Origin of the sequence: Cohnella rhizosphaerae (genome assembly GCF_029525575.1) — a bacterium.
GTDB classification, from domain to species: Bacteria; Bacillota; Bacilli; order Paenibacillales; family Paenibacillaceae; genus Cohnella; species Cohnella rhizosphaerae.
In genome coordinates this window covers 1,413,033-1,437,146 of record NZ_JAPDIA010000008.1, presented here as the reverse complement: position 1 = coordinate 1,437,146, position 24,114 = coordinate 1,413,033, and the positions used below count along the sequence as shown (strand labels likewise).

The 24,114-nt window shown below is 59.2% G+C and carries 27 protein-coding genes, 1 tRNA gene and 5 pseudogenes; all 33 read left to right on the top strand.

Annotated elements, in window-relative coordinates; all coding sequences use genetic code 11:
- The first annotated feature begins 77 nt into the window (after positions 1–77).
- Complete coding sequence (gene rpsA / locus OMP40_RS30315; protein ID WP_277536889.1) at positions 78–1,319, top strand: 30S ribosomal protein S1; 1,242 nt, start codon at positions 78–80, stop codon at positions 1,317–1,319.
- Between the two features lie 138 nt (positions 1,320–1,457).
- Complete coding sequence (locus tag OMP40_RS30310) at positions 1,458–2,378, top strand: YIEGIA family protein (protein ID WP_277536888.1); 921 nt, start codon at positions 1,458–1,460, stop codon at positions 2,376–2,378.
- Entirely contained in the window at positions 2,371–2,550 is a 180-nt protein-coding gene (locus tag OMP40_RS30305; protein WP_277536886.1) for a capping complex subunit for YIEGIA, read from the top strand. Before OMP40_RS30310 ends, OMP40_RS30305 begins: the two co-directional genes overlap by 8 nt.
- 107 nt (positions 2,551–2,657) lie before the next feature.
- Positions 2,658–3,980, top strand: coding sequence for a ribosome biogenesis GTPase Der (gene der / locus OMP40_RS30300; RefSeq protein WP_277536885.1), 1,323 nt, complete (start codon positions 2,658–2,660; stop codon positions 3,978–3,980).
- 12 nt (positions 3,981–3,992) lie between these two features.
- Entirely contained in the window at positions 3,993–4,613 is a 621-nt protein-coding gene (plsY, locus tag OMP40_RS30295; protein ID WP_277536884.1) for a glycerol-3-phosphate 1-O-acyltransferase PlsY, read from the top strand.
- On the top strand, positions 4,603–5,637 hold the full coding sequence (locus tag OMP40_RS30290; RefSeq protein ID WP_277536883.1) for an NAD(P)H-dependent glycerol-3-phosphate dehydrogenase: 1,035 nt from the start codon (positions 4,603–4,605) through the stop codon (positions 5,635–5,637). Before plsY ends, OMP40_RS30290 begins: the two co-directional genes overlap by 11 nt.
- Positions 5,638–5,738: 101 nt before the next feature.
- Positions 5,739–6,015 (top strand): annotated as a pseudogene (locus tag OMP40_RS30285) (stage VI sporulation protein F).
- A 178-nt stretch (positions 6,016–6,193) separates the two neighbouring features.
- A complete protein-coding gene (locus OMP40_RS30280; protein WP_277536882.1) occupies positions 6,194–6,814 on the top strand; it encodes a nitroreductase family protein in 621 nt (206 codons plus the stop codon).
- 191 nt (positions 6,815–7,005) lie between these two features.
- Positions 7,006–7,185 (top strand): DUF2768 family protein, encoded by a 180-nt coding sequence (locus OMP40_RS30275; RefSeq protein WP_277538131.1) that lies wholly within the window; start codon positions 7,006–7,008, stop codon positions 7,183–7,185.
- A gap of 29 nt (positions 7,186–7,214) precedes the next feature.
- A complete protein-coding gene (locus OMP40_RS30270; protein ID WP_277536881.1) occupies positions 7,215–7,511 on the top strand; it encodes a 2Fe-2S iron-sulfur cluster-binding protein in 297 nt (98 codons plus the stop codon).
- 13 nt (positions 7,512–7,524) lie between these two features.
- Positions 7,525–8,148 carry a hypothetical protein gene (locus tag OMP40_RS30265; protein WP_277536879.1) on the top strand — a complete coding sequence of 208 codons (624 nt, stop codon included), beginning with the start codon at positions 7,525–7,527 and terminating at the stop codon, positions 8,146–8,148.
- On the top strand, positions 8,138–8,497 hold the full coding sequence (locus OMP40_RS30260; protein ID WP_277536877.1) for a 2Fe-2S iron-sulfur cluster-binding protein: 360 nt from the start codon (positions 8,138–8,140) through the stop codon (positions 8,495–8,497). Before OMP40_RS30265 ends, OMP40_RS30260 begins: the two co-directional genes overlap by 11 nt.
- 44 nt (positions 8,498–8,541) lie before the next feature.
- Positions 8,542–9,294: a hypothetical protein gene (locus tag OMP40_RS30255; RefSeq protein ID WP_277536876.1), complete on the top strand. Its 753-nt coding sequence runs from the start codon at positions 8,542–8,544 to the stop codon at positions 9,292–9,294.
- 260 nt (positions 9,295–9,554) lie between these two features.
- Positions 9,555–11,034: pseudogene (gene spoIVA / locus OMP40_RS30250) on the top strand (stage IV sporulation protein A).
- Positions 11,035–11,278: 244 nt separating this feature from the next.
- Positions 11,279–12,423 (top strand): annotated as a pseudogene (locus OMP40_RS30245) (sugar ABC transporter substrate-binding protein).
- Positions 12,424–12,511: 88 nt separating this feature from the next.
- The gene (locus tag OMP40_RS30240; protein ID WP_277536874.1) at positions 12,512–14,029 is read left to right on the top strand and encodes a sugar ABC transporter ATP-binding protein; all 1,518 of its coding nucleotides are present in this window, start codon (positions 12,512–12,514) and stop codon (positions 14,027–14,029) included.
- The gene (locus OMP40_RS30235) at positions 14,026–15,012 is read left to right on the top strand and encodes an ABC transporter permease (RefSeq protein WP_277536872.1); all 987 of its coding nucleotides are present in this window, start codon (positions 14,026–14,028) and stop codon (positions 15,010–15,012) included. Before OMP40_RS30240 ends, OMP40_RS30235 begins: the two co-directional genes overlap by 4 nt.
- Positions 15,013–15,125: 113 nt before the next feature.
- Complete coding sequence (locus OMP40_RS30230) at positions 15,126–15,398, top strand: HU family DNA-binding protein (protein WP_090112863.1); 273 nt, start codon at positions 15,126–15,128, stop codon at positions 15,396–15,398.
- Positions 15,399–15,807: 409 nt separating this feature from the next.
- Entirely contained in the window at positions 15,808–16,350 is a 543-nt protein-coding gene (locus OMP40_RS30225; protein WP_277536871.1) for a hypothetical protein, read from the top strand.
- Positions 16,334–16,498 (top strand): annotated as a pseudogene (locus OMP40_RS42510) (hypothetical protein); the annotation flags it as partial. The gene OMP40_RS30225 and the pseudogene OMP40_RS42510, both read left to right, overlap by 17 nt.
- 28 nt (positions 16,499–16,526) lie before the next feature.
- Positions 16,527–16,865: a hypothetical protein gene (locus tag OMP40_RS30220; RefSeq protein ID WP_277536870.1), complete on the top strand. Its 339-nt coding sequence runs from the start codon at positions 16,527–16,529 to the stop codon at positions 16,863–16,865.
- Entirely contained in the window at positions 16,862–16,984 is a 123-nt protein-coding gene (locus OMP40_RS42505; RefSeq protein ID WP_090112858.1) for a cyclic lactone autoinducer peptide, read from the top strand. The genes OMP40_RS30220 and OMP40_RS42505 overlap by 4 nt, the downstream gene beginning before the upstream one ends.
- Positions 16,981–17,361, top strand: coding sequence for a LytTR family transcriptional regulator DNA-binding domain-containing protein (locus OMP40_RS30215; protein WP_420872056.1), 381 nt, complete (start codon positions 16,981–16,983; stop codon positions 17,359–17,361). The genes OMP40_RS42505 and OMP40_RS30215 overlap by 4 nt, the downstream gene beginning before the upstream one ends.
- Positions 17,362–17,497: 136 nt before the next feature.
- Positions 17,498–17,574, top strand: a tRNA-Pro gene (locus tag OMP40_RS30210).
- Between the two features lie 118 nt (positions 17,575–17,692).
- Positions 17,693–17,917: a trp RNA-binding attenuation protein MtrB gene (gene mtrB, locus OMP40_RS30205; protein ID WP_277536868.1), complete on the top strand. Its 225-nt coding sequence runs from the start codon at positions 17,693–17,695 to the stop codon at positions 17,915–17,917.
- 90 nt (positions 17,918–18,007) lie between these two features.
- Complete coding sequence (locus OMP40_RS30200) at positions 18,008–18,466, top strand: hypothetical protein (RefSeq protein WP_277536867.1); 459 nt, start codon at positions 18,008–18,010, stop codon at positions 18,464–18,466.
- Between the two features lie 162 nt (positions 18,467–18,628).
- Positions 18,629–19,507 (top strand): heptaprenyl diphosphate synthase component 1, encoded by an 879-nt coding sequence (locus tag OMP40_RS30195; RefSeq protein ID WP_277536866.1) that lies wholly within the window; start codon positions 18,629–18,631, stop codon positions 19,505–19,507.
- A 5-nt stretch (positions 19,508–19,512) separates the two neighbouring features.
- On the top strand, positions 19,513–20,232 hold the full coding sequence (locus tag OMP40_RS30190; protein WP_277538129.1) for a demethylmenaquinone methyltransferase: 720 nt from the start codon (positions 19,513–19,515) through the stop codon (positions 20,230–20,232).
- Positions 20,229–21,104, top strand: a complete 876-nt coding sequence (locus OMP40_RS30185) for a UbiA-like polyprenyltransferase (RefSeq protein ID WP_277536865.1) — start codon at positions 20,229–20,231, stop codon at positions 21,102–21,104. Before OMP40_RS30190 ends, OMP40_RS30185 begins: the two co-directional genes overlap by 4 nt.
- Entirely contained in the window at positions 21,098–21,721 is a 624-nt protein-coding gene (locus tag OMP40_RS30180; protein WP_277536864.1) for a UbiX family flavin prenyltransferase, read from the top strand. The genes OMP40_RS30185 and OMP40_RS30180 overlap by 7 nt, the downstream gene beginning before the upstream one ends.
- Positions 21,711–22,592 (top strand): menaquinone biosynthesis protein, encoded by an 882-nt coding sequence (locus OMP40_RS30175; protein WP_277536863.1) that lies wholly within the window; start codon positions 21,711–21,713, stop codon positions 22,590–22,592. The genes OMP40_RS30180 and OMP40_RS30175 overlap by 11 nt, the downstream gene beginning before the upstream one ends.
- A gap of 15 nt (positions 22,593–22,607) precedes the next feature.
- Entirely contained in the window at positions 22,608–23,582 is a 975-nt protein-coding gene (locus OMP40_RS30170) for a polyprenyl synthetase family protein (protein ID WP_277536862.1), read from the top strand.
- Positions 23,583–23,659: 77 nt separating this feature from the next.
- Positions 23,660–24,104, top strand: a pseudogene (ndk, locus tag OMP40_RS30165) (nucleoside-diphosphate kinase).
- The last annotated feature ends 10 nt before the right edge of the window (positions 24,105–24,114 follow it).

Here is a 24,114-nt window from a genome sequence, read left to right as displayed (position 1 = left end):
ATTTTTATACTTAAGTGATTTAAACCCCGCGTTGCGGGTTTAAATAAAGTTGTGGTAGAACTGAGGAGGTTATTTCCATGTCTGAAGAAATCAATGTCCAGGAATCCGCCGCGCAGGAGCCTGTCGCTGCCGACAATGCCGCAGAGACGGTTACGCAAGACGCGCTGGAGAACGTCGTATCGCTGAAGAAGGGCGATACGGTGAAGGGAACCATCGTTAAAATCGAAGACAACCAAGCTTATGTAAGCCTTGGATATAAATACGACGGTGTCATCCCGCTCCGCGAGCTCTCCAACGTCAATTTGGAGAATGCTTCCGATGCCGTGCAAATCGGTCAGGAAGTCGAAGCCAAGGTCGTCAGCATCAACGACGAAAAGGCCAGCCTCGTCCTCTCCAAGCGTCAAATCGACGGCGCGAAGGCATGGGATGATCTCCAAAGCAAATTCGACAGCGGCGAAGCATTCGAAGTTACGGTCGCCGACGTCGTCAAGGGCGGTCTTGTCGCCGACGTAGGCGCTCGCGGTTTTATCCCCGCGTCGATGGTCGCGCGCACGTTCGTCGAAGACTTTTCCGACTACAAGGGCCGCACCCTTCGCGTCAAGGTGAAGGAAATCGACCGCGAAAACAATAAAGTGATTCTATCGGCCAAGGAAGTGCTCGAAGCCGAGTACGAAGCGCAAAAGCAAACGGTCATGGCTGCCTTGCAGCCGGGTCAAGTGCTCGAAGGTACGGTTCAACGCCTGACTCCGTTCGGCGCGTTCGTCGACATCGGCGGCGTAGACGGCTTGGTTCACGTATCCGAGATCGCCTGGACGCACGTCGCGCATCCGGCCGACGTCGTCTCCGAAGGCCAAAAGGTTAACGTCAAGGTGCTGAGCGTCGACTCGTCGATCGGCAAGATCAAGCTGAGCATCAAGGCCGCTCAACCGGGTCCTTGGGAATCGGTCAACGGCAAATTCAATGCCGGCGATATCGTGACGGGCGTCGTGAAGCGTCTCGTGAGCTTCGGCGCATTCGTCGAGATCGCGCCTGGCGTCGAAGGCCTCGTGCACATCTCCCAGATCGCGCACCGCCACGTCGCTACGCCTCATGAAGTGCTGAAGGAAGGTCAGGAAGTTCAAGCGAAAATTTTGGACTTCAACCCGGCCGAGAAACGCGTATCGCTCTCCATCAAAGAGACCGAAGAAGCGCCTGCTCAACCTGAGCGCGCGCCGCGCGAATCGAGAGGCAGACGCGAAGAAGCGAACATCCCGGCTCCGGAGAGCATGAGCTTTACGCTTGCCGAGAAGTTCGGCGACAAGCTGAGCAAGTTCAAGTAAGTTCGATCTATAAGAACGCTAGGCGCTGCAGGAGTATCCTGCAGCGCTTTTTTTGCGTCCCGTCGCTTATATTTTTAAGACGTTCAAGCTGCGCATACTAACGCATGGAACGGGATTCTATGCGAGGAGGGGAAAGGCATGATTACGGCAAAATGGCTGGCCGGCCACCACGAACTGATCGGCGTAACGCTTGGAACGCTTTTTGGTTTTCTGGCTCGGGTGTTCATGCTTCGCAGCGATTACAGGCAGTATCCGGCCTATCCGCACGGCAAAATCATTCACCTCGCGCTGGGGTTGATCGCCGGCGCGCTCGGCGCGGTCGCCGTTCCTGCGCTCATGAGCAAAGATTATACGGCGATTACGTTTTTGTCGCTCGCTGCACAGCAGTTCAGGGAAGTGCGCAACATGGAACGGGGGACGCTGACCGCGATCGATCACCAGGAGCTCGTGCCCAGGGGCGCCACCTATATCGAAGGCATTGCCGTCGTTTTCGAAGGACGCAATTATTTGTCGATCGCGACTGCCCTGCTCGTCAGCTTCGCGGCGACGATTTTCGACTGGATCTGGGGCGTGCCGCTCGGCATCGTTTGCATCGCGATCGTATGGAGGTTCATGAAAGGAAAAACGATCAAAGACATCGCGGAGGTATCGTTCGCCCCGGTCATCGCGGAAAACGCAAGCGTCTCGGTCGGAACGATCTATATGATGAACGTGGGGCTCGAAGCCGATCTTGCCCTCGTACGCAAGCAGGCAATCGGCTTCTTGCTCTCGCCCGTGAGCGACGACGCCAAAGTTACGCTCTCCAACCTGGGGCTCAGGCAGGCGATTCTCCACGATTTGTCGACAAGGCTCGGCGTATATCGGGACGACGGCGAACCGGCGCTTATGCCCATCGCGAAGCTCGACCTGGAGACAGGGGCGCTCGGCGTGCTGCTGCTTCCAAGGGAACAAGACAAGCAGAAAGCGCTCAAAGCGATGCGCGACGTGCCGCTGCTCGAATCGGCCGTCCGCAGACCGACGAAGGCGAACAAAACGAAGGGAGAACCGGCCCATGGCTAAGATCGTCATGTTCCTCACGACGGACCCGGCGAATGTATCGGAAGGCTCGGCCGCACTGATCGCGAAGTCGGAGGAAGAGCTGCAAAACTTGACGAATTTGCTGGAAAAAATTTTGGACTGCGCCGCGCACAAACTGAAGGAGGGCCTGTATATGATCGTCGACAGGCACTAAAAAGATCGCGCAGAAGAGCGCCGGCGCAGGTACCGTTAGCCAAGGCGGGGTATTTTTGTTATGATACTCTTTGTATGATTCAGAGCAATCCTTTAAGGAGTGAAAGCATGGCAAGACCTGTCATTGCCATCGTGGGACGACCCAACGTAGGGAAGTCGACGATTTTTAATCGCATAATCGGTGACCGCCTGGCCATCGTCGAAGATAAGCCGGGCATTACGCGCGACCGCATTTACGGCACCGGCGAATGGAGCGGCCGCAGCTTCAGCGTGATCGATACGGGCGGCATCGAGATCGACGGCGAAGACGGCATGCTGCGCCTGGTGCGGATGCAGGCCGAGCTCGCGATCGAAGAAGCCGATCTAATCGTGTTCATGGCCGACGCCAAGTCCGGCGTCACGAACGCGGACGAGGAAGTCGCGCAAATTTTGTTCCGTTCGGGCAAGCCGGTCGTCGTTGCCGTGAACAAGGTGGACAACCTTCAGCGGATGGACGATATTTACGAGTTTTACAGCCTCGGCTTCGGCGATCCCATCGCGCTGTCCGGCTCGCACGGCATCGGCATCGGAGACCTGCTGGAAGCTTGCGTGGATCGTCTGCCCGCCGGCGAAGATCAGGAATACGACGACGACGTTATCAAGGTCGCCCTGATCGGGCGCCCGAACGTCGGCAAGTCCTCGCTCGTGAACGCCATTCTGGGCGAGGAGCGCGTCATCGTCAGCGAGATCGCGGGCACGACCCGCGACGCGATCGATACGCCGTTCGCCAAGGACGACCAGCGCTACGTCTTGATCGATACCGCGGGCATGCGCAAGCGGGGCAAGGTTTACGAGACGACCGAGAAATACAGCGTCATGCGTTCGATGAAGGCGATCGAGCGCGCGGACGTCGTGCTCGTCGTCATTAACGGCGAAGAGGGGATCATCGAGCAGGACAAGCACATTGCCGGATACGCGCACGAAATGGGCAAGGCGTCCGTCTTCGTCGTCAACAAGTGGGACGTCGTCGATAAAGACGATAAGACGATGCAACACTTTACCAATTCGATCCGCGATCACTTCCTCTTCATGTCGTATGCGCCGATCGTATTTCTGTCCGCGCTGACGAAGTCGAGGCTGCATCGGCTGCTGCCCGTCATCGACCGCGTCGCCGAGCAGCATGCGATGCGGGTGCCCACGCACCTGCTTAACGACATCGTCGCGGACGCGGTGGCGATCACCCCGCCGCCGACCGACAAGGGTCGGAGGCTGCGCGTGAACTATGCCACGCAAGTATCGGTCAAGCCGCCGACGATTCTTATTTTCGTGAACGATCCGGAACTGATGCATTTCTCGTACGAGCGATATTTGGAAAACAAGATTCGGGCCGCGTTCGACTTCGAGGGCACGCCGCTGCGCCTCTTTACACGTCGCAAGTCCGATCAGGAATAGGAGAGAACCGTTTTGCTGCCAGCCGTCATCGCCGTTGTCGTCAGTTATTTGCTCGGTTCCGTCTCCTTCAGCATTTTATTCGCCCGCTGGCTCCGCAAGATCGATATCCGCCAGCACGGAAGCGGCAATGCCGGCGCGACGAATACGCTTCGCGTGCTCGGCAAAGGGCCGGCGATCGCCGTGTTTCTGCTGGACATCGCCAAAGGACTCGTCGCCGTCGCCGTCGGCCAGGCGATCGCGGGCGAGCAAGGATCCTGGCTCGCGGTCGCTTGCGGCCTGGCTTCGATCGCCGGTCACAACTGGCCGCTTTATTTCCGCTTCAAAGGCGGGAAGGGAATCGCGACGACCGTCGGCGCGCTCATCTATCTGGCGCCGCTGCCGGTCGTCGCCGCGGGCGTCGTTGCGATCGTCCTTATCGTCATTACCCGATACGTTTCGCTAGGATCGATGGTGTTCGCCGCGCTCGTGCCGGTCATACTCGGCTTGGCCGGCGAGATCGGCCCCGTTTTTTGGGGCGCGCTCGTGCTGGCGCTGCTTGCCATCCTCCGCCACCGCAAAAACATCGTCAAGCTGATGAACGGCACCGAGAACAAAATCGGCGCCAAAAAGAAGGAGGATTCGCATGGCATCTAGCCAAGTTACCGTCCTGGTAGCCGGCAGCTGGGGCACGGCGCTGGCTTGCGTGCTCGCGGACAACGGTCACCAAGTGACAGTATGGACGCGCGGCGCCGCCCAAGCGGCAGAGATCAACGAATCCCGTACGAATCGGAAGTACTTGAAGGAGGCCGAGCTGCCGAAGACGCTGCGCGCGACGATGGACATGGCCGAGGCGTGCCGCGATGCGGACGCCGTCGTGTTCGTGGCGCCGTCGTCGGCCATGCGCGAGGTGGCGAAGGCGGCCATGCCGCATCTCAAACCGGAGGCGCTCATCGTCCATGCGACCAAAGGCTTCGAGACGGGCAGCTTAAAACGGATGTCCCAGGTGCTCTCCGAGGAGCTGGGACGCCCCGAAGGCTCCATCGTCGTGCTGTCCGGGCCGAGCCATGCCGAAGAGGTCGTTCTCCGCTTGCCGACGACCGTCGTCGTTGCCGCGAGCGAGCTGGGTCAAGCGGAAGCCGCCCAGGACCTGTTTATCAACGACGCCTATTTCCGCGTTTACACGAACCCCGATTATATCGGCGCCGAGACCGCCGGCGCCATCAAGAACATCATCGGCCTCGGCGCGGGACTGTCGGACGGTCTCGGCTTCGGCGTCAACGCCAAATCCGCGCTCGTCACCCGCGGTCTGGCCGAGATCGGACGTCTGGGTTCGGCCATGGGCGCCCATATGCTCACCTTTGCCGGTCTTGCGGGCGTCGGCGACTTGATCGCGACGTGCACGAGCAGGCACAGCCGGAACTATCGCGCGGGCGAGCTGCTGGCGCAGGGGCTCGGCCACGAGGAGGTTCAAGAGCGAATCGGGATGGTCGTAGAGGGCGTCCGTACGACGCAGGCTGCGTCCAAGCTCGCGGTCCAGTACGGCGTCGAAATGCCGATCACGGCACAGCTTCACGCCGTGCTGTTCGAAGGCAAGCCTCCGCTGCAAGCGGTCGAAGCGCTCATGGGAAGAGTGCGCACGCACGAGATCGAAGAGACCGTTCTTTTTAACCGTACATAACGAGCCTTGCAAGCTATACGCAATTGTCTGCGAGCCCGCCCACACCGCCTTCCCCCGTACCTCATAGGATACAAAGCATGAGCTGCGGAGGAGGGGGAAGCATGGACAAGAAGATTTCCAAGGATGTTCTGAACTCGGTAAGCAAGAAGACGGGCAAGCCCGTATCGGAAGCTTCGCTCAAAAAAATCGCGCAAAAGGTGTCCCCGGACATCATGCAGAACGAAGCGCAAATCCGTCAGCTGATCAAGCAGGTATCGAGCGCGGCGGGCGTGCCGGTGTCGGAAGACACGATCAAGGAGATCGTAGGCGCCGTAAAAAAAGAGCGGATTTAACATCGGCAATCTCGAAGGACTCATGAAAATGATGCTCAAAAAATAAGGACCGAACCCGCAAGAGCCCCTTTCCTTTCAAAGGAAGCGGGGCTTTTGCGGCGTTTGGCGCATCTGCTCTCGCGGCGTCGGACTGGCGAAGCATCCCATTCATTGAATTCGCGCAATCGGGCAACCTGAAGCAGAAACAATTCACAACCTATGGCCGGAAGGGGATGCTAACTGCCATGATAACGGACGCGAACGTCCGCGACCACTTTCTGACAGCCGTCAGACAGCGTCGGAGCTTTTACGGCATCAACGACGAAGCGATCGTTCCGGACGAGCGAATCGAGGAGATCATCATGGAAGCGGTGAAGCATACGCCGTCTTCGTTCAACTCCCAGAGCGCCAGAGTCGTGCTGCTGTTGAAAAAGGAGCACAGAAAGTTTTGGAATATCACGGCGGAGACGCTTCGCAAAGTCGTCGCCGATCCCGAGCAATTCAAGGCGACGCAGGACAAAATGAACGCGTTCGCCGCAGGCTACGGCACCGTGCTGTTTTTCGAGGATCAGACGGTCATCGAGGATCTGCAGCGGCAATTCGCATCGTACAAAGACAATTTTCCGAAATGGTCGGCGCATTCCTCCGGCATGCATCAGTTCGTCGTGTGGACGGCGCTCGAGACCGAAGGGTACGGCGCTTCCTTGCAGCATTACAATCCGCTCGTCGACGAAGAGGTGAAGCGAACGTGGGGGCTGCCGGACAGCTGGCTGCTCATTGCGCAGATGCCGTTCGGCAAACCGGTCGCGCAGCCGGGGGAGAAAACGTACAAGCCGCTCGACGAAAGAGTCAAGATTTTCAAATAGCAACGACAGTCCGCCAAGGCCAAGCCATGGCGGTTTTGTTCATTTTTGCCGGCATACGCGATTGTCGACCGATATTGTGGTATAATATGTTCCGTTTTATAGCATCGAAAATCGGTCGATCGCGTCCAGGCGCGCAACGACCATCGTCATACATATAGCTGCAGGGTAAGGGAAGGGACTGTTTGCGCGCAATGGATCCGATGATGAAAATGTGGGTGTCGTTCGTCGGCATCGGACTGATGGTGCTGTCTGCGGTGCTGATCATGCTCGCGAGGGCAAAAACGAAGGGCGCGCTGCGCTTCGCCATTTCTTTTGTCTCTTTTGTCATGCTGCTCGTGGGCATGGTATGCGGACTTATATCGATCGTTTGACAACGAAGAATCGGGCCGGAGGATTGGCGATGCTGACATTAAAAGGTAGGACGATCGAAAGGCAAACCGAGCCGCGCGTCGGCGCTACGCTGCTCGAGCTTGCGCTCGCGGCCGGTGCCGATTGGCAGTTCAACTGTTCGAGAGGGACTTGCGCGCGCTGCCGTTGCCTCGTCACGGAAGGCGGCGAGCACCTGGCGGAATCGACCGATGCCGAATGGGACCGCCTCGGTCCGGACGAGCTGGACGCGGGATATCGGCTCGGCTGCCAGGCGCGCGTCGCGAACGCCGGCGGCGCGATCTCCGCCGTCAATCGGACGTACTTCTAAGGAGCTGACGACCATGCCGATCGTAGGAGCGGGAGAGGGCATCCTGCAAGCGCTGTCTGCGTTTGCGGCATCGACGGAAGGCTGCGGCGCGCGATGGCTCGTCGGCGGCAGCGCCGGTCTCGCGCTTCGCGGAGCGCGGCTTGCCGCGGCGCCAAGAGACTTGGACATTTATGCGGACGCGGCCTCGGTCGCCGCTTTGCATGATCGGGTCGCCGGGTGGGTCGTAGAGACGCCGGCGTGGGACGAGACGGGGCGATACCGGTCGCTGCTGTCCCGCTACCGGTACGGCGGCGTCGCGATCGAGCTTGTCGGCGACTTCGAGATTCGAGCGCCCGGCTCTCGATATCGGACGGAAGTCGACGCTTTCCTTTACGATCATGGCGACGATTGGACGCCCGCGGGAAGCGCCCGACCGATCCGTCTGATGCCGCTTGGACACGAACTGATATTTAACCTGCTCCGCGAACGCCGGGACCGGGCGACCGAGGCCGCAAGACTGCTCCGGGAAGATCGTGGGGACCAACTGCTTGCGCTTCGGCGGCTTGCCGCGAGGCAATCGCTGTCCGAACGCATCATGGACGAGCTGGCGCGGCTGACGGACCCGAAGCAGGAGGAGGGCGCGCAAGATGGGCGATAAAGGCGGCTGCGAGGTCGAATTCGGACCGGAAGGGCAGGTCGCGAGCGTCTGGTCAGGCACGACGCTGCTCGAAGCGGCGAGGCGGGCGAGGGCGCCGGTGCGCACGCGGTGCGGCGGCGTGGCGGGCTGCCTCATGTGCAAGGTGGAGGTGCCGCCGGCGTATGCGGACGCCCTCGCGCCGCCGACGGAGGCCGAGCGGCGCAAGCTCGGGCCGCTGCTGGAGCAAGGCGTCAGGCTGTCCTGCCAGGCGCGGGTCCGTCGCTCGATTCGGGTCGAGGTTCCCGAGGACCCGCTTAAAGCGGCCGTCCGGCGGCAGCTCGAGCGACAGCGCTCGGACGATCTCTGGTAAACGAAAAGCCGATACAGAAGGCGAACACGGGGGGGCTTTTAGATTTGAACAGATCGCAATGGATCATTAACGCACGGTTGGCGGCCAAGCGCGCAGCGATGCTCGCGGTCGCGCTGGCGCTGCTGCCGCTGGCAGGCTGCCTGTATCCGGACGAATACACGCCTTCGAATCAGTTGTCCGCCAAAGAAGCGGTGAACGCCGTCCAGGCCGCGGTGGACAGCTACCGCAAGGATACGGGGCTGCTGCCGATCGAGAATGCGTCGGAGGGAACGCCGCAATACGAGAAGTTCCGACTGGATTTTGCCAAGCTGAAGCGGATGGGCTACGTAACGGATATTCCGAAGGAAGCTTTCGAGAGCGGAGGCTCGAACCAATTTCTCATCATCGACGAGGAAAAAGATCCGAAAGTGAAGCTTCTGGATGTTGCGGTCTATCAGGCGATCGGCACGGTCCAGTCGAAGGTGAACGCTTACGTGCTCAAGCATAAAGGGAAACAGCCCGTATCGGACGAGCGTTATCCGGACTTTCGCGCCATCGATTACAAGGCGCTCGGCATCGATGATCCAGCGATACGCAGTATGTATACGGGCCGGGTGCTTGAACTCATGATCGACCCGGGCAGCACCGTTTATGCGGATTACGGCATCGACATCGTCAAAGCGCTGGAAAAGTCCGAGACCAAGCCGGACGGGTCCGACGATTTACGCGCGCTGCTGGCGGACGAATCGTTTTACGTGCCCGTCAAATCGCCGATATACCGGTTAGCCGGCGGAGAGCCGCGGGCATTTCTCAAATAGGCGTCGGCAGCCTTGATGTCAAGCCGAACCGTTCCGCCGGCGGAACGGTTTTTTTTGTTGCTTCTTCGGACATAGGCGACCTTTTCCCGACATAAGATCATTTGGATGAGCGAACGGCGGGCGGGGCGCTTTAAAAATTAATACCCGTCGTCATATTCGCGGGCATGGCACATACAATGATACTAGTCCAAGTTCATGTACGAGTCCGTCGCGCTGACGGAACCGCAGGCTTCGCGATTACGAAGGGGGAGGGAATCTAAGTGGAAAAAGTGGATATTTTCAAAGATATCGCCGAGCGTACGGGCGGCGACATCTACCTCGGGGTCGTCGGCGCCGTCCGGACAGGCAAATCGACCTTTATCAAACGATTCGTGGAAACGGTCGTGCTGCCGAACATCGCACATGAAGCGGATCGCGTCAGGGCGGTCGACGAGCTGCCGCAGAGCGCGGCGGGTCGTACGATCATGACGACGGAGCCCAAGTTCGTGCCGAACAACGCCGTACAGATCAAGGTGGGCGAGGGCCTCGAGGTCAACGTCCGGCTTGTGGACTGCGTCGGCTACGCAGTCGAGGGCGCCAAAGGCTACGAGGACGAGAACGGTCCTCGCATGATTACGACGCCTTGGTTCGAGGAAGCGATTCCTTTCCAGGAAGCGGCCGAGATCGGCACGCGCAAGGTCATCCAGGAGCATTCGACGCTGGGCGTCGTCGTGACGACCGACGGCACGATCGCGGAAATTCCGCGCAGCTCGTACGTCGAGGCGGAGGAGCGCGTCATCGCAGAGCTTAAGGAGGTTGGCAAGCCGTTCGTGCTGATCGTCAACTCGACGAGGCCGAAGAGCGAGGAAGCGCTGGCGCTTCGCGCGGAGCTTGCCGCCAAGTACGATATTCCCGCCATCACGCTGAGCGTGGCGTCGATGGGAGAAGACGAAGTGCTCGGCGTTTTGCGCGAGGTGCTTTACGAGTTCCCCCGTTCACGAAGTCAACGTCAACCTGCCGAGCTGGGTCATGGTGCTGCAGGAGCAGCACTGGCTGCGTTCGAGCTATGAAAATTCGGTTCGCGACACCGTCCGCGACATTCGCAGGCTGCGCGATGTAGACCGGGTCGTCTCGCAATTCCTCGAGTACGACTTCGTCGATCGCGCCGGCCTGAGCGGGCTTAATATGGGGCAAGGCGTCGCGGAGATCGACCTGTACGCACCGGACGAATTGTACGACCGCATCCTCCAGGAAGTCGTCGGCACGGAAATTCGCGGCAAAGACCATCTGCTCCAGCTGATGCAGGAATTCTCTCACGCCAAGCGGGAGTACGACCGATTCGCGGAGGCGCTCGAGATGGTGAAGACGACCGGCTACGGTATCGCCGCGCCGACGCTGGCGGAGATGCAGCTCGACGAGCCGGAGCTGATCAGGCAGGGCTCGCGCTTCGGCGTACGGCTCAAGGCGACGGCGCCTTCGATCCACCTCATCCGCGTCGACGTGGAGTCCGAGTTCGCGCCGATCATCGGCACGGAAAAACAGAGCGAGGAGCTCGTGCGCTACCTCATGCAGGACTTCGAGAAGGATCCGATCAAGATCTGGGATTCCGACATCTTCGGTCGCTCGCTGCATTCGATCGTGCGGGAAGGCATCCAGGGCAAGATCGCCATGATGCCGGACAATGCCCGCTACAAGCTTCAGGAAACGCTCGGCCGGATTATCAACGAAGGCTCGGGCGGACTTATCGCCATTATCCTTTAAATGCAAAAAGCCCGCGCGCCGGTTAAGGCGCGCGGGCTTTTTGCATGGCGAGGATCCAACCCGTTCGGGTTTTGACAGATTCTTATTTTATTCTTGTTAAATCGACATCGTTCGCCTAAAATAGATTCTTGTGTATGTTTTCGCATAAGTGTCATTAATAATCTTAAATACCAATTGACATACTTGGAAATAGTCCTTATATTAATTTATCAGAAGGATCTAATAGATTAGGGAGGCCATTCTAGTGAAAAAGCAATTTCGTTTTGGGACCTGGCTCGCGCTGACGTTGGCGCTTGTGCTGCTCCTGGCCGCTTGCGGCAACAAAAACAACAACAACGCGGCGTCCGGCGGCTCGGCGTCGGCATCGCCGTCCGCATCCGTATCGGCATCGCCTTCCGCTTCCGAGGCGGGCGGAGAAGCCGACGCGCTGAAGGGCAAGAAGATCGCGCTTATCATGCGCCTTAACACGGGCACCTTTTCCGCCCAATACGTCGACGGCGTCAAAAAAGCAAGTCGAAAAATTCGGCGGCAAATTGACGGTCATTCCTTCCGACAACAAGCTCGACGTCATGGCGACGAACCTCGATGCCGCCGTCACCCAGAAGTACGACGGCATTCTGATCGATCACGGCGACGCAAGCGCGTTGACCGGCGGCGTCGACAAGGCGATCGCGGCGGGCATTCCGGTCGTGGCGTTCGACTCCGGCCTCACCAACGCCGGCGTCACGAGCATCGCGCAGAACGACCAGAAGATGGCCGAGCAGACGCTTGCGGCGCTCGCGAAGGATTCGGGCGGCAAGGGCAGCATCGTGAAAATCTGGGTCGCCGGCTTCCCGCCGATGGAGTCCCGCCAGATCGCCTACAAGGCATTCCTGGACGCCAACCCGGACATTAAGGAACTCACGTCCTACGGCACCGCGGACGGCGCGCAGCTGGACGCGCAGACGAAGACCGAAGCGATTCTCAAGCAATATCCGGAAAAGGGCAGCATCACCGCCATCTGGGCGGCCTGGGATGAATTCGCCAAAGGCGCCGCGAACGCCGTCAAGCAAGCCGGACGCGACGAGATCAAGATTTACGGCATCGACCTGAGCGACGAGGATCTCGCGCTCATCCAGGATCCGACGAGCCCTTGGGTCGCTTCGGCGGCCGTCGATCCGTCTTCGATCGGTCAAGTCCAAGTCCGTTACCTGTACCAGAAGCTCCATGGCGACGACACGCCGCCGACGGTTCAGCTTGACTCCGTATACGTAAGCCGCGACGCGCTGCCAACGGACAAAAAAAGTAACGACCGCCGATCTGTCCCAATACGTGGACGGATGGGGCGAGAGCGACACCGGCAATACGGAATACCTCAAGGCGCTTGAGCAATCCGTCGGCGCCAAGTAAAATAAGTCATGGACGAGGACGGCGCGGGATTCTGACCGCGCCGTCCTGTATTGCGATCGGAAGGAAATGCGCGAGGGGGGGAGCGGCTATGAGCGTCGCCTTACAATTAGCGATGAACGATATTTCGAAGTCGTTCGCCGGCGTCAGCGCGCTCGGCGGCGTCGATTTTACGCTGCGGCCGGGAGAAGTGCACGCGCTGCTCGGCGCGAACGGCGCCGGCAAAAGCACGCTGATGAAAATCCTGTCGGGCGCTTACGCGGCGGACGGGGGCACGATCCGGATCGGAGCTCGCGAGCTGTCGATCGCCTCCCCGGCGGACGCCAAGGCGGAGGGCATTCACTGCGTCTACCAGGAAGTCGATACTTCGCTCGTGCCGCATCTCACCGTAGCCGAGAACATGATGCTCGACCGGATCGCCGCCGGCAAGGGTTCGATGTGGATGAACTGGTCCGCGATCGGCCGGGAAGCGGAGGCGGTGCTCGCCCGGATCGGATCGCGCATCCCGGTTACGCGGAGGGCAGACGAGCTTACGCTGGCGGAAAAGCAGATCGTGCTGATCGCCAGGCTTCTCGTGCAGGAGGCGAAGTTCGTCATTCTCGACGAGCCCACGGCCCCGCTTAGTCTGGAGGAGGCGGACCGCCTGTTCGGCATTATGGACGAGCTGAAAAAACAGGGCATCGGCATCGTATTCATTTCCCACAGGCTGCCCGAAGTCAAACAGGTCAGCGACCGGATCACGGTCATGCGCGACGGCAAGGTCGTGCTGTCCGAACCGGCCGGGGCGGTGGAACCGGGCGACATCGTCCGCGCGATGCTCGGCCGCAGCTTCGAAGAGGAATATCCGAAGGCGGCCGTGCCGATCGGCGAGACGCTGCTCGAGGTCGAGGACATCGCCGCGGGACACCGCGTGCGAGGCGTGAGCCTGAACGTTCGCCGCGGCGAGATCGTCGCCGTCGTCGGCCTCGTCGGCGCGGGCAAGACGGAGCTGTCGCGGCTGCTGTTCGGAGCGGATCCCGCCGATCGTGGCGCGGTCAAGGTCGGGGGCGGAACGGCGAACATCGCATCGCCTGCGGACGCGCTCCGCTCGGGCATCGCGCTCGTGCCGGAGGAACGCCGCAAAGAGGGCATCCTCGTCGGTTCCTCGGTCCTTCATAACTTGAGCCTGCCGATTCTGAAGCAGCTCAGCGGCGCGCTCGGCTTTCTCTCAAGACTGTCTGAACGCCGGCACGCGGAAGGCACGATCGGAAGGCTAGGCATCCGCACGGCTTCGACGGGCCAACTCGTCGGCTATTTAAGCGGCGGTAACCAGCAAAAAGTCGCGATCGGCAAATGGATGTCGACCGACGCCGAAGTGTTTATGTTCGACGAGCCGACCAAAGGCGTGGACATCGGGGCGAAACGCGACATTTTCCGCATCATCGGCGAGCTGGCGGCGGCGGGCAAGGGCGTTCTTTACTTGACCTGCGAATTCGCAGAGGCGCTGGGGCTCGCGGACCGCATCCTCGTCATGTGCGACGGCGCCATCGTCAAGCAGTTCGACCGCGGCGGCGTCACCATGGAAGAGCTTCTTTATTACGCGAGCGCAGGCAAGGAGGATATGGCGTGAACAATCGGTTGCTGCAGTTTTCTTACAAATACGGCGCGCTTATTTTTATCGGGCTCGTCATCTTGTTTTTTTCGCTTCGCAACGAGTACTTCTTCACGTATTCGAATCTCGTGGACATTTTGCGTTCGATCTCGATTCTCACCTTCGTGGCGATCGGCGTGACGATCTCGCTTACGGTCGACGGCTTCGACTTGTCCGTCGGCTCGACGGTGTCCCTGACGACGGTCGCGACGGCGACGATGATGATCTGGTACGAGCTGCCGCTGGCGGTCGTGCTGATCGTGCCGCTGCTCATCGGCGCCGTCGTGGGCCTGCTCAACGCCTTCCTGATCGTCAAGGTCCGGATTCCCGACCTGCTCGCCACCCTGGCGGTCATGTACATCGTGAGCGGCATCCACAAGACTTATACGAAGGGGTATTCGATCTACAACAATATGCAGTTCCAGGACGGCACCAAAGCGCCCGGCGTCATGAATCCCGATTTTCTGTGGATCGGCCAAGGCAAGCTGCTCGGCGTACCGTTCCCGGTCATCCTGATGGTTCTGGCGGTGATCGGCGCGCACGTGTTCATGAAGTACACGCGTTTCGGCCGCCGGACGACAATGACCGGCGGCAACGAGGAAGCCGCGCGCTTGTCCGGCGTCCGCGTGCGCCGCGTCCGCGCCTGGGCGTACGTCGCTTCGGGCGTCTTCGCCGCCATCGGCGGAATCCTGTATACCGCGCGCGTCGGCTCCGGGCAGATCGACGCAGGCGCGCCGATGCTGATGGACGCAGTCGCGGCAGTATTCGTGGGCTACTCCGTATTCGGCGCCGGGCGCCCGAACATTATCGGGACTTTCGTCGGGGCCGTTTTGACGGGCATTCTGATCAACGGCTTGACGATGCTGCACGTCCAGTATTACACGACCGACATCATAAAAGGGGCCGTGCTGGTGCTTGCGCTGACCGTCACGTTCGTGCATTTAAGCCGCCGCAGGGCGTAAATGTGAGGCTCGCGCCGCTTGCCGCTTGCGGCGCCGCCGTTTTCATGTGTATAATTTTCGTTGAAACGGATAAACAGATACTACGCCAGTTGTCCGTATGGGAGGTGAATGCATTGAACAAGACCGAACTGATCGCGAAAGTTTCCGAGCTTGCCGACCTTTCCAAGAAGGACGCGACCTCCGCGGTGGACGCCGTTTTCGACGTCATCTCCGAAGCGCTCCAATCCGGCGACAAGGTACAGCTCGTCGGCTTCGGCAACTTCGAAGTCCGCGAACGCTCCGCCCGCAAAGGCCGGAACCCGCAGACAGGCGACGAGATCGAGATTCCGGCAGGCAAGATCCCCGCGTTCAAGCCGGGGAAGGCGCTCAAGGACGGAATTAAATAATAAGACCTAAGCGTCGGCGCTAGCGATACATACCGCGTGCCGGTTACGCTGCGCACGGGAAAGCCATCTTAGCCTGAATCCAGGGCGAAGATGGCTTTTTCTATGCGCGCGCGTTCCTCGCGCGAGCGATTCATATTTTGCGATAAAGCGATTTACACGCATCGACACGAATGTTAGTATTTTATCAGAATAGGTATTGAGGTGGATTTTGTAAAATAATATCTTCCAGCAGTGGATGATTTTATCGTTTTATAGTATTTTAGATAAAAGGGGCTCAAAGCCAATGCATTATGCACCATTCGTAATCGGAGCCGCCATCGAATGCTTTGGCGTATTTCTGGTCATGTTTTCCCTTTTTCGATTTCGTCTCAACAGGAAGGCTTTCATCACCGTATCGATCGTTGCGTTCATGATGAGCCAGGTTTCCTACTTCACGCGATTGAATCCCGAGACGGTGAACCTTTCGACATATATACAGTTTTTTCTATACATCATGATTTTGTGGATATTGTTCAGGGTCCCGATTTTTTATTCGATCATCATGAATTTCGCGGGCCTGTCGCTCCTTATCGTCGTCCAGGGCATCACGATTCTCGCGTTGGGCCAATACAACTCCATATCCGTCGAGACGATCAAGGACGACGAGGCCATCAGCGTTTCCGCGCAGCTGCTCACGTTCATTCTCATGTTCGTCGTCGCGCGGATCATCAAGCGTTTCAATTGGGGGTTCGACTTCGTGCCGACCTCTCGCAGACACGATTTGGAATTCAAAGGCACCAACGCGACTTTGATCGCGGTCATCATTTCGGCGATCGTCGCTTTTATGGTGCTGGCGTACGTATTCCGCAACGAGTTCGAAGATTACGTCGTTTATGCGAGTCTCGTATTCATATTGACCTTGCCGCCGTTTCTTTATATCGCGTTAAGGAAGGATAATGAGGATGCTGCGTAAATATTCGGAAGGACTCAACTTCAGGATGACCGAAGCCGGCGTTCAGGCGCCTTCGGCGGACGTCATCGAGTACGCGCTGAAAATTATCGTCAATACGGTGTTTATCGCGACGGCGACGCTCGTGCTCGGTCTGGTGACGGGCGAGCCGGCGGCGACGCTGGCGGTGATCGTATCTTTTGCCGTGCTGCGGCTCGCGACGGGGGGGCTATCACCTTCACTCGAACGTCGGTTGCATCGTCGGCTCTACGATCGTTCTGACATGGATTCCTCATATCCATTTTTCCGACGCCTGGTCGCTCGGGCTCACGATTTTCGCTTTCGCGATGGTCGCGATTTTTGCGCCTTCCAACTTCGACAAGTACGCTTGGATCAAGCCGAGGCACTATCCGATCCTCAAGGCGATCGGGCTTGCGATCGTCGCTTCGAACTTGTGGATTCGTTCCGACCTGCTCGCCTTGACGTTTGCGGTTCAGACGCTGCTGCTCCCCTTTAAGGAAGGAGGTGAGGAAAAATGAAAAAACGCGCATACAGCGTGGTAGGGTCCCTGCTTGTTGCCGTCGCTTCCTTGTTCGCATTTACGGGCTGCTACGTCTTCCTGAACAAACCTACAATGCCGAAGGAGCTCCGCAGATGAGTAAATTGATTCCGGTTTCCATTCGTCGCGGCAAAGAGGTTGAAGTGATCGAGATTCCGCTCGAAGATGTGCTGTTCCAGTTCATCGAGAACGGGGTTATCAAGTTTCAAACGGCGTACGGCGTTTTCAGCCATCTGAGCTCTCTTGAAGAATTCGACCGCTATTTATCCGGCGAAGGCTTCCGAAAAGTCGAGCGCGGCTATTTGGTGCAAACGGACAAAATCCAGCGGTACGACGGAGATCTCGGTCGCGTGTTTTTTGAAGGCGGCATCAGCGCGCCGGTATCCCGGGCCCATCACAAGGACCTGGTTTCCTTCCTGCGGGAAGGTTCCGAGGCGCCTGCTTACCGATTGAATCTCAAGCCTTTCAAAGCTTAAGAGCAATGGCCGGCGGCATCCGAACGCCGCCGGCTGCTTCGGAACGGTTGCTTTCAAATTTATTGGTCGAACGATGGCGTTAAGCTTGCAAGCGCAGCATATCGCATGCTATAATCACATACGTTCGCTATTATTCCGGGACGTAGCACAGTCTGGTAGCGCGCACCCTTGGGGTGGGTGAGGTCGTGGGTTCGAATCCCGCCGTTCCGACCATTACATAAGTGAACAAGGACTGCTTCCCGCGGCTATACCCGGGGAGCCGTTTTTATTAGTAGAAGCGCATTCTGATTTTGAATCTTTCAGCTAGCGATCACAAGGGAGGCAGGCCGATATGGAGCTACCGAACCAAGCGGATTATATCGTCGTCAAGGCCAAAGAGAGCGGCGTGAACGTGATCGGATTGACGCGCGGACAGGACACGCGATTCCATCACACGGAGAAGCTGGACAAAGGCGAAGTTCTGATCGCTCAATTTACGGATCATACTTCCGCCATCAAGATCCGCGGCAAAGCGACGGTCTTGACCAAGTACGGCATCGTCGAGACGGACAACTAAAAGCATGTCTCGAAGAGCAGGCATAGCCTGCCCTTTTTTATTTATACAATGGAAGGAGCGAAGGCCGGGAAGGTCACGGGAGGGATAACGATGCGTCATTGGTGGAGCGGGTTCGCGCTGATTGCCGCGGGCGTTTGCGTCATCGTGCTGCTTAGCCTGATCCAGCCTGCGCGAACGGATCGTTCCCGATCGGGCCAAGAAGGGCTGTTCGCTCCGATTCGCAGCGAGCGGCTCGTGGACGAAGGCATCGTCGACCTCATCGACCCGTTGCCGCTGGCCAATGCGCTCAGCCGCGTCAGATGGGAGCCCGGCATCTTGAACGTGGATCTCAAGGTCTCGCCCGGCGCAGGCGGCAAGGAATCGATTGCGGGGGGATATTTACGAATTGTCCAGGGCTTCGTTCGAACGCGTGAACAATGTCAGGCGGTTGTTGATCCGTATTTATTCGACCGAAGGGGAGCGCAGGGTATTGCTCGCTTCGGCCGATCTCAAGGCTTCGGACTGGACGGCGCTGAACGCATCCATTTTGTCCGAAGGCGCCCAGGATGACAAGCTTCGCCTGAACTGGACCGCGGCCGGGCGATCCTGGCTCGCAAATTTAGCATTTTCATGAACGGTTGACGCGTCTCATGCGGCGCGCAAACGGTTATGTTATAATTAATCAATTAAAAAAGCGACGACACCCGCGTTTTGCAACTCCGGAGGCTGAACATGACACGAAAACCGATCGCGCAATTAGCCCGCAAATATACAGAATACGATATGATCGCCAGGCATACGGACCTGCCCGAGTTCCCGGAAGGACGCGTTCGTCTGCTTCAAGCCGTGCTTGCGGACCTGCAGGAGCTGGGCGGGCAGGCTGAGCTGTATCCGCTCGCGACCTCGTTGGTTCAGTTGGGGCTCGACACGCACGATCTCGTCGAGAACGAGGAGAGCGGCGCGAAGGCGCAAACGAAGCAAATGCGAGCCCGGCAGATGAAGGTGCTGGCAGGCGACTATTTCAGCGGTCGCTTTTATCATCTGCTATCGCAGGCCGGTCAGATCGAGACGGTCAAGCGGCTGAGCGAAGCGGTATGCGAAGTGAATCGGATCAAAATGTCGTTGTACGGCAAAATGAAGCAGATGCGCGTGAACGCGGAAGAATACGTCAGCTACGGTTCAGCGATCCGTGGCGTTCTTTTCATGTCGTTCGGCCATCTGATGAGCGGCATGTACGCCAAGCTTTGGCCCGAGCTCGTCGAACGCTTTTCGAGGTGCGAGCTGCTGCTTCAAGAGCTGCTGCGTCTTCAGCGTCCGGATGAATTGAGTGGGAGCTGGGGCGTTTGGCATGTGATGGGCGAAGGCAGCGCCGAAGACCGGAGAGCGCTCGAGGAGCGGTCGGACGATCACGGCCTGCTGCGCCAGCTGATGGACAAGTACGGCGTGGCGGACAAGCTGGTTGCGCTGCTCAGGCAGTCGGCGGGACAGCTTCAGGCGATGCTGCCCAAGCTTCCGTCCGACAAGCTGGCGGCGGAGCTGGCGAATTTAATCGAACCGTTTCTGCACGGACCGGCGTGGGTGCCGGCCGCGGCGATCAAGGAGTTGGGATGACCAGAATGGATGCGAAGTCCAAGCAGAATCACGTTCATTCCGTCTTCGAGAGCATCGCGCCGAAGTACGATATGATGAACGACATTATCAGCTTCCGCCGCCACAAGGCTTGGCGGAAGTTCACCATGCGCAAGATGAACGTTAAGAGCGGCGGGACCTCGCTGGATCTGTGCTGCGGCACGTGCGATTGGACGATCGCGCTGGCGGAGGCGAGCGGCACAGGCCGAACCGTCGGCCTGGACTTCAGTGCCGGCATGCTGGCGGTAGGCAAGGAGAAGGTCAAGCAAAAAGGGCTGGACAACCAAATCGAACTCGTGCAGGGCAATGCGATGGAGCTTCCCTTTGCGGACAATACGTTCGATTACGTCACGATCGGCTTCGGATTGCGCAACGTGCCGGATTACGCCAGAGTGCTCGCCGAGATGCGACGCGTCGTCAAGCCTGGCGGCCAGGTCGTCTGCCTCGAGATGTCCAAGCCTGGCTGGCAGCCTTTTAAAGCCATCTACTATTTTTACTTCAAAAAGCTGATGCCCCTGCTCGGCAAGCTCGTGGCGCGCAAGTACGACCAGTACCGCTGGCTGCCAGAGTCGCTGGCCGATTTTCCCGACCTGCCGAGGCTTGCCGAGATGTTCGGAGAGGCGGGCCTGCAGGAAGTGCGCGCGTATCCGCTGGCCGGCGGCGTAGCCGCGCTGCATATGGGGAAGAAAGGGAATGAACGGGCATGATTCGGAAGTTAAAGATTTTCCTTGAAATGATTAAGTTCGAACATACGATATTCGCGCTTCCGTTCGCCTATGTCGGCACGATTCTCGGTTCCGTCACCGTCAACCGCGAGCTGCCCTCCTGGGCGCAGTGCGGGTGGATCCTGCTCGCCATGGTCGGCGCTCGGACGGCCGCGATGAGTCTGAACCGCATCATCGACAAAGCCATAGACGCGCGCAATCCGCGAACGGCCGGCCGGGCGATCCCCGCGGGATTGCTGAAGTCATCCGAGGCGGTGCTGTTCGTCGTCGTATCTTTCGCGTTGCTGTTCTGGGCGGCTTCGCAGCTCAATCCGCTGGCGCTCAAACTGATGCCGATCGCGGTATTCATGACGGTCATTTATTCCTACACCAAACGCTTCACCTGGGCTTGCCATCTGGTGCTCGGACTGACGCTCGGACTCGCGCCGCTCGGCGGCTGGGTCGCCGTTACCGGGACGATCACATGGCCGGCCGTCGTGCTGTTCGCGGCGGTCGCGCTTTGGTCTACCGGCTTCGATATTATATACGCCTGCCAGGACGTCGACTTCGACCGCAAAGAAGGCCTGTATTCGTACCCGGCGCGCTTCGGCATCGCCACGGCCTTGACGACGGCCAGAATCATGCATGTCGTCACGCTCGCCGGTTTCGTTTTGCTGCTCGCGATGACGGACCTCAGCTGGTGGTATTTGGCCGGTACGCTGGTTGCGGCCGTGCTGCTGTATTACGAGCATCAGCTCGTCAAGCCGAACGATTTGAGCAAGCTGAACGCCGCTTTCTTTACGATGAACGGCGTGCTCAGCACGGTACTGTTCGTATTCACCTTTATCGATCTCGTGCTGGTGCGCGCATGGTGAGGCGCGGAGAACGTCCTCGCCGCTGGACGGTCGGCATTACCGGCGCGAGCGGCGCCGTATACGGCATCAGCTTGTGCAGGGAGCTGCTTCAAGCGGGCATCGACGTCCATCTGGTCATTTCCGAAGCCGGGTGGCGCGTGCTCAAGGAGGAGCTGGGCTGGAACGCAGCCAAGCGCGCCGCTTCCGTGGCCGATGCCTTTTCCGGAATCGAAGGCGGCGAACTGGTCTATTATCCGCCAGGCGACATCGGCGCGGCGATCGCGAGCGGTTCGTTCCGCAGCGAGGGGATGGTCGTCGTACCTTGCTCGATGGGGACGCTGTCCGCGATCGCTCACGGCAGCTCGGATAACCTGATGACGCGGGCGGCCGACGTCACGATGAAGGAAGGCCGTCCGCTGCTGCTGGTGCCGCGCGAGACGCCCCTGAACGCCGTGCATTTGGAAAACATGTTGAAGCTGGCGCGCATCGGCGTGCGCATCATTCCGGCGATGCCCGCCTTTTACCAGGGGCCGCAATCGCTGAAAGACGTCGTCAGGTTCATGACCGGCAAGATCATGGACGTCATGGGTCTGGATCATCATTTATTCAGCAGATGGGGCGAAAGCAATGAATCGTGACCGAACGGAGCCGATCCGGATCGGCAGAATCGACTATACGAACGTTTGGCCGATCTTTCATCACTTTGAGCCGGCGCGCCTCCGGTGCGCGCCGGAGCTGGTGCGGGCGATGCCCGCCGAGCTCAACCGCCGGCTGCGCGAAGGCGAGATCGACATGGCCGGCATTTCTTCGTTCGCTTACGGCCTCAACAGCGAAGACTACGTGCTGCTTCCGAATCTGTCGGTGAGCGCCCGCGGCCCGGTGCAGTCGATCCTGCTGTTCCTGAAGTCGCCGCTCGAAAAGGTGCTGGACGGCGGCAGGATCGCCATGACGACCACTTCCGCGACCTCGGTGAACCTCTTGAAAATTTTGATGGAAAAATTCCACGGGGGACATCCGGTGTACGAATCCGCCGAACCGGATCTCGAAGCGATGCTGAAGCAAGCGGACGCCGCGCTGCTTATCGGCGATCACGCCATTCGGGCCTCCTGGAAAAGCCGGGGGTACGAGGTTGTCGATTTGTCGGACAGCTGGTATCGGTTTACCGGCATGTGGATGACGTTCGCGGTATGGGCGGTCAGGCGCGAGGCTGCGGCCGCGAAGCCTGCGGACATCATGGAGATCTACGAGGCGCTGGTCGCTTCGAAGCGGATATCGTACGGCGACATGCGACCGGTGATCGCGCACGCGCTGCGCACCGTCGGCGGGACCGAGGCTTATTGGGAAGGCTATTTCGGCGGACTGAACCATGATTTCGGCGCGGGTCAACGCGAAGGGCTATCCCTGTTTTTCAAATATGCGCGCGAGCTCGGCTATATGGACAAGGATGTCTCGATCGAAGAATGGCGCTCGGCCGGTCCGGTCGCGGCGCCGGCGGCACCACCACAATGAACCGAAGGTGACTATATGAAGTTGATGCAGCTCTACGCTTCACTCAAATCCGATCTGCAGGCGATCGAGGACGCGCTGGCGAGCAGCGTCGCCAGCGACCTGCCGCTGCTGAACGATTCTGCGCTGCACCTGCTCAAGGCGGGCGGCAAGCGGCTGCGTCCGGTTTTCGTGCTGCTGTCGGGCAAGTTCGGCGAATATTCGCTCGATCAGCTCAAGCGGGTCGCCGTGCCGCTCGAGCTCATTCATATGGCGTCGCTCGTGCACGACGACGTGATCGACGACGCGGATACGCGCCGCGGACAGCCGACGGTCAAGGCAAAGTGGGACAACCGCATCGCGATGTTTACCGGCGATTACCTGCACGGCAAATCGCTCGTCATCGCGACGGAGCTCGCGCATCCGCGCATCCATCAGATTTTGTCCGGGGCGATCGTCCAGATGTGTATCGGCGAGATGGAGCAGATTCGCGATTTTTTCAACACGGAGCAGAGCGTCCGCAATTATTTGCTCCGCATTCGCCGCAAGACGGCGCTGCTCATCGCCATTAGCTGCCAGCTCGGCGCGATGGCGGCGGGCGCGCCGAAAAAGCAGTGCGACATCCTGTACCGGTACGGCTACAACGTCGGCATGCTTTTTCAAATCACGGACGACCTGCTCGATCTGTGCGGCACGGAAAAAGCGATCGGCAAGCCGCCGGGCAGCGATCTGCGTCAAGGGAACATTACGCTGCCCGTACTCTTTGCGCTGCAGGAGCCGGCGCTTCGGGACAAGCTGCTGGGCGAGATCGCCCGCATTCAGGCCGCGGGCGGCAATGCCGACTCGAGCGCGGCGGTCAAGCTCGTGCGGGGCAGCGCGGGCATCCGGCAGGCCGAAGCGCTGGCGGAACGATACATGGCCAAGGCGCTCAAGCTGCTTGAAGGCTTGCCTGCCATCCCCGCGCGCAAAAATTTGTCCGATATCGCGAGATTTGTGGCGCAAAGAAGCTATTAATCGACACGGTTGTGGTAAAATGGTGGAAATGCCGCGGAGGCGCCGGACAGGCCTTTCGTATGACAGGGGGTTGAACGATGGAACGCACGTATCTCATGGTAAAGCCTGACGGCATCGAGCGCGGATTGATCGGGGAGATCGTCGGCCGATTCGAGCGCAAGGGATTGAAGCTCATCGCCGCCAAGCTTATGCGGGTAACGCCGGAGCTGGCCGAACGCCATTACGCGGAACACAAAGGCAAGGATTTCTACGACCGGCTCATTGCTTTTATCACCGCCGGTCCCGTGTTCGCCATGGTATGGGAGGGAGACGACGCCGTCGCCGCAGCCCGGCACTTGATCGGCAAGACGAGCGGGATCGAGGCGGCGCCGGGCACGATTCGCGGAGATTACGCGATACATACGAATTACAACTTGATTCACGGCTCGGATTCGCACGACAGCGCGGTTCGCGAGATCGGCATCTTTTTTTGCCGAAGATGAACTGCTCGACTACGAAAAAGTCATTCAGGTGTGGATCTAGCGACTAGGCA

What these genes read in the sequence shown, in the direction of transcription:
- OMP40_RS30170 (WP_277536862.1), top strand. Translation starts at nt 22,608, where the DNA reads ATGAAGTTGATGCAGCTCTACGCTTCACTCAAATCCGATCTGCAGGCG.
- OMP40_RS30275 (WP_277538131.1), top strand. Translation starts at nt 7,006, where the DNA reads ATGGATCCGATGATGAAAATGTGGGTGTCGTTCGTCGGCATCGGACTG.
- OMP40_RS30305 (WP_277536886.1), top strand. Translation starts at nt 2,371, where the DNA reads ATGGCTAAGATCGTCATGTTCCTCACGACGGACCCGGCGAATGTATCG.
- OMP40_RS30215 (WP_420872056.1), top strand. Translation starts at nt 16,981, where the DNA reads ATGAGTAAATTGATTCCGGTTTCCATTCGTCGCGGCAAAGAGGTTGAA.
- OMP40_RS30260 (WP_277536877.1), top strand. Translation starts at nt 8,138, where the DNA reads ATGGGCGATAAAGGCGGCTGCGAGGTCGAATTCGGACCGGAAGGGCAG.
- OMP40_RS30265 (WP_277536879.1), top strand. Translation starts at nt 7,525, where the DNA reads ATGCCGATCGTAGGAGCGGGAGAGGGCATCCTGCAAGCGCTGTCTGCG.
- OMP40_RS30190 (WP_277538129.1), top strand. Translation starts at nt 19,513, where the DNA reads ATGGATGCGAAGTCCAAGCAGAATCACGTTCATTCCGTCTTCGAGAGC.
- OMP40_RS42505 (WP_090112858.1), top strand. Translation starts at nt 16,862, where the DNA reads ATGAAAAAACGCGCATACAGCGTGGTAGGGTCCCTGCTTGTTGCCGTC.
- OMP40_RS30310 (WP_277536888.1), top strand. Translation starts at nt 1,458, where the DNA reads ATGATTACGGCAAAATGGCTGGCCGGCCACCACGAACTGATCGGCGTA.
- der (WP_277536885.1), top strand. Translation starts at nt 2,658, where the DNA reads ATGGCAAGACCTGTCATTGCCATCGTGGGACGACCCAACGTAGGGAAG.
- OMP40_RS30240 (WP_277536874.1), top strand. Translation starts at nt 12,512, where the DNA reads ATGAGCGTCGCCTTACAATTAGCGATGAACGATATTTCGAAGTCGTTC.
- rpsA (WP_277536889.1), top strand. Translation starts at nt 78, where the DNA reads ATGTCTGAAGAAATCAATGTCCAGGAATCCGCCGCGCAGGAGCCTGTC.
- OMP40_RS30185 (WP_277536865.1), top strand. Translation starts at nt 20,229, where the DNA reads ATGATTCGGAAGTTAAAGATTTTCCTTGAAATGATTAAGTTCGAACAT.
- OMP40_RS30225 (WP_277536871.1), top strand. Translation starts at nt 15,808, where the DNA reads ATGATGAGCCAGGTTTCCTACTTCACGCGATTGAATCCCGAGACGGTG.
- OMP40_RS30200 (WP_277536867.1), top strand. Translation starts at nt 18,008, where the DNA reads ATGCGTCATTGGTGGAGCGGGTTCGCGCTGATTGCCGCGGGCGTTTGC.
- OMP40_RS30195 (WP_277536866.1), top strand. Translation starts at nt 18,629, where the DNA reads ATGACACGAAAACCGATCGCGCAATTAGCCCGCAAATATACAGAATAC.
- OMP40_RS30270 (WP_277536881.1), top strand. Translation starts at nt 7,215, where the DNA reads ATGCTGACATTAAAAGGTAGGACGATCGAAAGGCAAACCGAGCCGCGC.
- OMP40_RS30180 (WP_277536864.1), top strand. Translation starts at nt 21,098, where the DNA reads ATGGTGAGGCGCGGAGAACGTCCTCGCCGCTGGACGGTCGGCATTACC.
- mtrB (WP_277536868.1), top strand. Translation starts at nt 17,693, where the DNA reads ATGGAGCTACCGAACCAAGCGGATTATATCGTCGTCAAGGCCAAAGAG.
- OMP40_RS30290 (WP_277536883.1), top strand. Translation starts at nt 4,603, where the DNA reads ATGGCATCTAGCCAAGTTACCGTCCTGGTAGCCGGCAGCTGGGGCACG.
- OMP40_RS30280 (WP_277536882.1), top strand. Translation starts at nt 6,194, where the DNA reads ATGATAACGGACGCGAACGTCCGCGACCACTTTCTGACAGCCGTCAGA.
- OMP40_RS30175 (WP_277536863.1), top strand. Translation starts at nt 21,711, where the DNA reads ATGAATCGTGACCGAACGGAGCCGATCCGGATCGGCAGAATCGACTAT.